This window comes from Kocuria rhizophila (assembly GCF_003667225.1).
Classification (GTDB): Bacteria; Actinomycetota; Actinomycetes; order Actinomycetales; family Micrococcaceae; genus Kocuria; species Kocuria rhizophila.
This window is the reverse complement of record NZ_RCOM01000151.1, coordinates 1-2,024: the sequence shown is the minus strand read 5'-3', so window position 1 is coordinate 2,024 and position 2,024 is coordinate 1. Positions and strand designations below refer to the sequence as shown.

General features: G+C 67.7%; 3 protein-coding genes. All 3 read right to left on the bottom strand.

What is annotated here, in order from left to right; translation table 11 throughout:
• Positions 1-3: 3 nt before the first annotated feature.
• On the bottom strand, positions 4-918 hold the full coding sequence (locus tag D9R02_RS11730; RefSeq protein WP_019311266.1) for a cation diffusion facilitator family transporter: 915 nt from the start codon (positions 916-918) through the stop codon (positions 4-6).
• Positions 915-1,283 (bottom strand): ArsR/SmtB family transcription factor, encoded by a 369-nt coding sequence (locus tag D9R02_RS11725; RefSeq protein WP_050899539.1) that lies wholly within the window; start codon positions 1,281-1,283, stop codon positions 915-917. Before D9R02_RS11725 ends, D9R02_RS11730 begins: the two co-directional genes overlap by 4 nt.
• A gap of 455 nt (positions 1,284-1,738) precedes the next feature.
• Positions 1,739-2,024, bottom strand: a 286-nt coding sequence (locus D9R02_RS11720; protein WP_147435365.1) for a C40 family peptidase, incomplete at its 5' end; no start/stop codon positions are given.

Below are 2,024 nucleotides of genomic sequence, written 5' to 3'. Positions count from 1 at the left end.
GGGCTAGGGGTGGAGGGTCTCATCGTGGCGGTGGGAGGCCGGTTCGATCTGGAAGGTGGAGTGCTCGATGGCTACGTCGAAGTCACGGGCCACGCAGGCCTGCAGATCCGCCAGGACGACCCCGGCGTGCTCAGCGTTCAGGCAGCCGTCGTGGACGGTGACGTGGGCCGAGAGCACCGGGGTGTCGGAGTCGATGCGCGAGGCGTGCAGATCGTGCACACCGACCACGTGCGGCAGGGCTTCCAAGCGGGTGCGGACCTGCTCGAGGTCCAGGCCCTTCGGGGTGGTTTCCATCAGGACCTCGATGGTGTCGCGCAGCAGGATCAGAGCCCGCGGCACGATCAGGGCGGCGATCAACAAGGACACGACCGCATCCGCCCGGGTCCACCCGGTGGTGGCGATGACGATCGCGGAGACGATCACCGCTACCGAGCCCAGGGCGTCGTTGGCCACCTCCAGGAACGCGGCCTTCATGTTCAGGTTCTCCCCCCGGCCCGAGGCGAGGATGACCAGCCCGATGATGTTGCCGACCAGCCCGACCACCCCGAACCACAGCATGGCCGTGGACTCGACCTCGGGGGGCTCCAACAGCCGGCGCACCCCTTCGACGGCGATGAACCCGCCCACAGCCAGCAGCACCGAGGCCTGGGCGGCCGCGGCGACGATCTCGGCGCGCTGGTACCCCCAGGTGCGTTTGTCCGTGGCCGGTTTCAGCGCCAGGGTCGCGGCGGTGAGGGCGATGAGCAGCCCGGCCGAGTCGGTGAACATGTGCCCGGCATCGGCCAGCAGCGCCAGGCTGCCCGAGACCACCGCACCGATGATCTCGGCGACCATAATCGTGGCGGTGATGGCGAACACCACTGCCAGTTTCCCCCTCCGCCCGGCGCCGGCGTGGGAATGATCGTGCTCGCCGCTCATACCGGAATCTCCTGGGTGGTGGCGTCATCGGCGAGGGCCTCGGCGGCGCACTCGGGTGTCCCGCACCGGCACACCGGTTCGACGGTGAGGATAGTGCCCAGCAGGTCCTCCAACGCGTGGGCCAGCTTGGGGTCCGAGAGTTCATAGCGCACGTTGCGCCCCACCGGCACGCCCACGACCAACCCGCAGTCGCGCAGACAGGCCAGGTGGTTGGACACGATCTGCCGGCTCACCCCGATCCGGGCCGCCAGTTCCGAGGGCACCGCTGGGCCCTGCTGCAGCTGCAGCAGCACCGCGGCCCGGGTGGGATCGGCCAGTGCTTTGCCGAAACGGGACATCGCCGCGACCGGGGACAAGATCCTCATCCAATAACCGTACAGCAGAATCTGTATCAAAGGAGATGAGGGGCTTCCCTTGATGATCGGGCAATGTCCAGCTCGTATTCATACGGTGAGGGCGGACGGGGGTGCCGTCCGCCACTGCGGCATCCCCGTCCCCCGAGCCATCGCTGCACCCTAAGGGCTCTCGCTCCAATGCCGAGGCGGAGCAGGATAAGCACTGCCCGCGTCCAGCGGAAGACAGGGCAAGGCCATGAGCACTCTCCGATCCTCTCCGCAGGACTGCTCCCCGTGTGCCGATTCGCTGGCGTGTGCACATCGACAGGATCGTGGCAATCGTTCGAGTCTGCGGCTACAGCTGCGGAGTGCACCCATGCGGTCCATCCGAGTGCACCCATGCGGTCCATCGACGATGATCCTGGCGGGGCACTCCGCACCTGACGGATGAGCCCACCGGCCGGCCTTCACCACATCGGCGAGACTCACCGGTAGGTGTAGTACCCGTCGACGGGCATGGCGTTGACGGAGTGGACGAAGGTGCCCTGGGTCGGGTTCAGCGCCGAGACCATCTTGCCGCCACCGATGTAGATGCCGATGTGGTTGCCGCCGTTCTGGGACACCAGGTCACCAGGCTGCGGGTTGGACGTCGGGGTGGCGGCGGCGATCTGCTGGAAGCTGGTGCGGGGGATGTCGATGCCGTTCTGGGCGTAGACCCAGCCGGTGAATCCGGAGCAGTCCCAGGCCCCGAAGGAGGTCCCGCCCCAGACG